Annotated in this window: 4 protein-coding genes; 1 reads left to right on the forward strand and 3 read right to left on the reverse strand. The window is 54.3% G+C overall.

Annotation, left to right across the window (positions count from 1 at the left end):
• A partial coding sequence (locus AADEFJLK_RS17310) for a type II toxin-antitoxin system HipA family toxin (RefSeq protein WP_103975119.1) occupies nt 1–1,203 on the forward strand: 1,203 nt, incomplete at its 5' end.
• A gap of 56 nt (nt 1,204–1,259) precedes the next feature.
• Here the strand turns inward: AADEFJLK_RS17310 and AADEFJLK_RS17315 are convergent.
• Genes AADEFJLK_RS17315 through AADEFJLK_RS17325 form a run of 3 tightly spaced genes read right to left on the reverse strand, consistent with a single transcriptional unit; the run spans nt 1,260 to nt 4,553 of the window.
• Nucleotides 1,260–1,757, reverse strand: a complete 498-nt coding sequence (locus tag AADEFJLK_RS17315; protein ID WP_103975120.1) for a restriction endonuclease subunit S domain-containing protein — start codon at nt 1,755–1,757, stop codon at nt 1,260–1,262.
• The gene (locus AADEFJLK_RS17320; protein WP_103975274.1) at nt 1,754–2,764 is read right to left on the reverse strand and encodes a PDDEXK nuclease domain-containing protein; all 1,011 of its coding nucleotides are present in this window, start codon (nt 2,762–2,764) and stop codon (nt 1,754–1,756) included. The genes AADEFJLK_RS17315 and AADEFJLK_RS17320 overlap by 4 nt, the downstream gene beginning before the upstream one ends.
• Nucleotides 2,765–2,810: 46 nt before the next feature.
• A complete protein-coding gene (locus tag AADEFJLK_RS17325) occupies nt 2,811–4,553 on the reverse strand; it encodes a type I restriction-modification system subunit M (protein WP_103975121.1) in 1,743 nt (580 codons plus the stop codon).
• Between the last annotated feature and the right edge of the window lie 420 nt (nt 4,554–4,973).

Genomic DNA, 4,973 nt, shown 5'->3' on the forward strand with positions numbered 1-4,973 from the left:
CCGGTCGTCGCGGGCAAGCTGGAGGGCGGCGGCGGCACAATACACTTCAATTACGGCCAAAGCTATCTGGAACGCGTCAAGGACAGCAACCCGGCCATCGCCATTTACGAACCGGAATTGCCTTTAAAACGGGGGGTCTTGCCTTTATTGGACGGGCTGAGTATGCCCGGCTGTATCCGTGATGCCGCCCCGGATGCGTGGGGGCGGCGGGTGGTCATCAACAAAAAATGGGGCTTGAAAGGCGCCGGTGCGGATACCGCCGTGCTGGACGAACTGACCTACCTGCTGGAATCGGGCTCGGACCGCATCGGCGCCCTGGATTTTCAGCGGTCGCCCTCAGAATATAGCCCCCGCGCCTACACTAACGCCAGTATGGAGGAACTCTTGGAAGCGGCGGAACGTGTGGAAAAAGGCCTGCCGCTTTCGCCGGAACTCGGCCAGGCCCTGTTTCACGGCAGCTCCATTGGCGGGGCACGCCCCAAAGCCCTGGTCGAAGACCAAGGCAAAAAATATATCGCCAAATTCTCTTCCGGCACCGACCTGTACAGCGTCGTCAAGGCGGAATTCATTGCCATGCGCTTGGCCGCCTTGGCGGGGCTGGAGGTGGCCGCCGTCCGGCTGGGGCAAGCCGCCCATAAGGACGTTTTGCTGGTCGAGCGCTTTGACCGCGAAAAAACCGCGGCGGGGTGGTCGCGCAAGGCGATGGTGTCGGCGTTGACCCTGTTCGGGCTGGATGAGCTGGCGGCGCGTTATGCCAGTTACGAAGAGCTGGCGGCGATCATCCGGCACCGCTTCGCCGACCCCAAAAACACGCTCAGGGAACTGTTCTCCCGCCTGGTCTTCAATGTCCTGTGCGGCAACACCGACGACCACGCCCGCAACCATGCGGCCTTTTGGGACGGCCAAACCCTCAGGCTGACCCCGGCCTATGACATCTGCCCGCAGGCCCGCACCGGTTATGAGGCCTCCCAGGCCATGCGGATCACCGGTGCCGACAATCTCAGCCAGCTCGCCACCTGCCTGGCGGCGGCGCACCATTTCCTGCTCGGCAAGGACGAAGCCCGCGCCATTATTGACTGGGTGGCCATGGCCATCGAAACGCACTGGGACGGAGTGTGCGCCGAAGCCCGGCTGTCAGAAACCGACAAGAACCTGCTCTGGGGCAGGCAATTTTTCAACCCCTTTTCCATTATAGGCCGTTAAGGGCGCCGGCATCCTGGGGGCGGGGTTCGGGGCGGCCCGAAGCCATTTATTCTACCCTACACCCTACTAACTAACCTACAAAAACCCCCGCCGCCCGGCGGTCCGGTAAATAATTTTTTCAGCCTAAGGCCGTTAAATTTCACTAATCGGCCATGCCGGTATAGATAACCCCCAGAATTACTTTCTCTCGCTCTAACTCTATTAATTGAGTTTTGGAAATGACAGTTATCAATCTCACCGCGCCATAAGGCCGAGCGTCCAACATCCCCGCCTTCACTAATTAGCAGGTCATCCGATTGCAGTGTTAGTTGACTCCGCTCTTTCTGAGAAAACCACATTAGCTTTATGTCGGAAACATCAACTCCATACCACTGAATGTTTGCAGTTCGCAAATATGGTAAAAGTTCATCATGTGATGATGACTCAGGTTGCAGCATTTTTCCAAGACGAACCTCGAAACCTCGCTTAAGTGGCGCAACGCCCCAATGCTCCGGCACTTCTCCCAGCCACTCAACGCCGCTGTCCTTATAATTTTCATAACGCGGAAAACTCATATATCCCCTTCTCCATCAGGCGTATTTTGCAGATAAAACTCATGCAGCTTTTCGCGCAGCAGTTTTTTGTCCGGCAATTGGGTTTGGTATTGTGCGATCAGAGCGGGCGACAAGGTGCGGCTCAGGGCATATTCCACCACTTCATCATCTTTGCTGGCGCACAGCAATACCCCGATAGCGGGGTTTTCGTGGGATTTGCGTACATCCCTATCCAAGGCTTCGAGGTAAAACGCCAGCTTGCCGACATATTCCGGTTCAAAACGCCCTACTTTCAATTCAATCGCCACCAAACAGTTAAGCCCGCGATGAAAGAACAGCAAATCCAACGCAAAGTCACGACCGCCCACTTGTAAGGGATACTCTGCACCGACAAAATAAAAGTCGCTGCCCAATTCAATCAGAAACGCTTTCAATTGCTGCAATAAACCTTGCTGCAACTGCGCTTCGCTGTGTCCGGTCGGCAAGCCCAGAAACTCCAGCATATAGGCATCCTTAAAGACAGCAGCACCTGTCGGGTGGGTTTTTGCCACTACTGCTGACACTTTGGGCGGGGTCAGCACCGTGCGCTCAAACAACGCGGTTTTAAACTGGCGTTCCAGCTCGCGCGTGCTCCAATTTTCTTGAACGGACTGCCGTAAGTAAAATTCGCGCTCTTCAGGGTATTGGCTTTGGCTGAGGATGATGAGGTTATGCGTCCACGATAATTGTGTCAGCAGTGCCGACACTTTTTCATCGTCGCGATAGGTTTCGTAAAATTGCCGCATCCGAAATAAATTCCGGCGGGTAAACCCCCGCAGTCCGGGGTGGGTTTGGGCAATGTGGTTAGCCAATTGTGTGACCACGGCATCACCCCATTGTGAGGTGGATATTTTCCCGCTGATGTACTCCCCCACTTGCCAGTAGAGTTCGATCAGGGCGGTATTGATTGCCTGATAAGATTTCTGCCGTGCGGCTTCAATCAGCCGGACAACGTCGATAAAGTCATTTTGAACTACATCCGATGTCATAAAGCCACCGCCCAGCGTCTGCCGTTCACTAGCAACCGCATTAAGTTCATGCCGACAAGCCTGCAATCATGGTTAAAATCCGGTCGGTGCAGCGCTTTAAATCGGCATCAATCTCGGCCAAGTCGCGCGGCGGCTCAAAAACGTAGAAATGCCGGTTAAAGGGGATTTCATAACCCACCTTGGTCTTGTCGTGGTCTATCCACGCATCCGGGGCATGGGGCAGCACTTCGCGTTTGAAATAGGTTTCGACATCTTCGTGTAACGGCACGTTTTCGGTGTCACGCAAGCTGGAGTCCGGTTGCGGCTTGCCTTTCAGTTTGCCTTTGCTGGCCAGCACCACCGCGCCGCTGTCGTCGCGTAACGGGCGTTCGACGGTAATGGTGCGGTAACCGAAATCGGCGTTCTTAAACAGTTTGGCAATGGGCTTTTTGCCGTCGCTATAGTCAATGCACTGCCCGAACAGGCGGGTAATTTCGGCGATGTGCGCTTCCGACAATTCTTTGCGCTTTGAGCCTAAGCTTTTGCGCATCTTTTGCCCGAAGCCGCTGGCATCAATCAATTGTACTATGCCCCGGCGGTGTGCCGGTTTGCGGTTGCTGAGTATCCACACATAGGTGGAAATGCCCGTGTTGTAAAACATATCCGTCGGCAAGCCGATGATGGCTTCCACCAAATCGTTTTCCAGCACATAGCGGCGTATCTCACTTTCCCCGGAACCCGCCGCGCCCGTAAATAGCGGCGAACCGTTGAGGACGATGCCGAAGCGGCTACCGCCGTCATGGGCGGGGCGCATTTTGCTGATCAGGTGCAACAGGAACAACAGCGAGCCGTCCGACACGCGCGGCAAGCCCGCCCCGAAACGTCCGTTGAAGCCTTGCTGTTCGTGTTCTTTGCGGATTTCTTTCTCGACTTTTTTCCACTCCACGCCAAAAGGCGGGTTGGACAGCATGTAGTCAAATTTCTTATGCGGGTGACCGTCTTCCGAAAAGGTGTTGCCGGAGATGATATTGCCGACATCCTGCCCTTTGATGAGCATATCGGCTTTACAGATCGCATAGGACTCGTCGTTGAGTTCTTGCCCGAACATGGTCAGCCGGGCTTCGGGGTTGTGTTCCTCCAGATATTCCCCCGCCACCGAGAGCATCCCGCCCGTACCTGCCGTGGGATCGTAGATGGTGCGGACAACGCCAGGTTTTGCCAGCACCGCGTCGTCTTCAATGAACAACAGGTTGACCATCAGGCGGATCACTTCACGCGGGGTGAAATGCTCTCCGGCGGTCTCGTTGGAAATTTCCGCAAACTTGCGGATCAGTTCCTCAAACACCAAGCCCATTTGGCTATTGGTGACGTGGTCGGGGTGCAATTCAATGTTGGCGAAGCGTTCCGCCACTTGGTACAGCAATCCGGCCTTGGCGAGGCGGTCAATCTGGGTGTAAACGTCAAAACGCTCGAAAATGTCCCGCACCGCCAGCGAAAAGCCTTGGATATAGGCGAACAGGTTTTCCTTGATATGGTCTTGGTCGCCCATAAGCGTTTTCATGTCCAAGGGCGACGTGTTGTAGAAACTTTGCCCGGCCTTACGCAGCAGGAACGGTTCCAAGTTTATGCCGGCATGTTGTTTGTCGGCCTGTTCGGCCAGCACGGCGGCTTTGGTGGCATCCAGCACACAGTCCAAACGGCGCAGCACGGTGAAGGGCAAGATAACCTTACCGTAGTTGGATTGTTTGTAATCGCCGCGCAGCAGGTCGGCGACCGACCAGATAAAGGCGGAAAGGGCTTGGTGGTTCATCTGTCCTGGGTTCCTAATGTAATTTGTTCGCGCTCACAGCTAATTTCTGCCGATGGACAGCATGGGGGGCAATAAATTCTTCCACGCCCAATGGGTTCGTATGACTTTAGGGCTAATGCCGATACATTTTGCCACACTTTATAGTTTTTTAGTGATTGCCGCAATAATGACTGATAACTGCTTCATCAGGCGGCAACCTGATTTTCCATCCTATCATACGACACCAGTAAGCCATCCGTAAAAATGACCTAGTGATCAGGCCTCATAACACGCGATTGGCTTGTCTCATAAAGTGCAGTTTCCTTTACACATCCCAAGCCACCCGCAAACCCGCATCCCACCGTGTAAACAATATCCTGTTATCAGTTTATTTTACATGTGTTATGATAACCCTTAAAACTTAATTTACAATCAGGGGGC

The organism is Methylovulum psychrotolerans, from assembly GCF_002923755.1.
Lineage (GTDB): Bacteria > Pseudomonadota > Gammaproteobacteria > Methylococcales > Methylomonadaceae > Methylovulum > Methylovulum psychrotolerans.

Coding starts and splice junctions, on each gene's coding strand:
- AADEFJLK_RS17325 (WP_103975121.1), bottom strand. CDS start 4,553: ATGAACCACCAAGCCCTTTCCGCCTTTATCTGGTCGGTCGCCGACCTG.
- AADEFJLK_RS17320 (WP_103975274.1), bottom strand. CDS start 2,764: ATGACATCGGATGTAGTTCAAAATGACTTTATCGACGTTGTCCGGCTG.
- AADEFJLK_RS17315 (WP_103975120.1), bottom strand. CDS start 1,757: ATGAGTTTTCCGCGTTATGAAAATTATAAGGACAGCGGCGTTGAGTGG.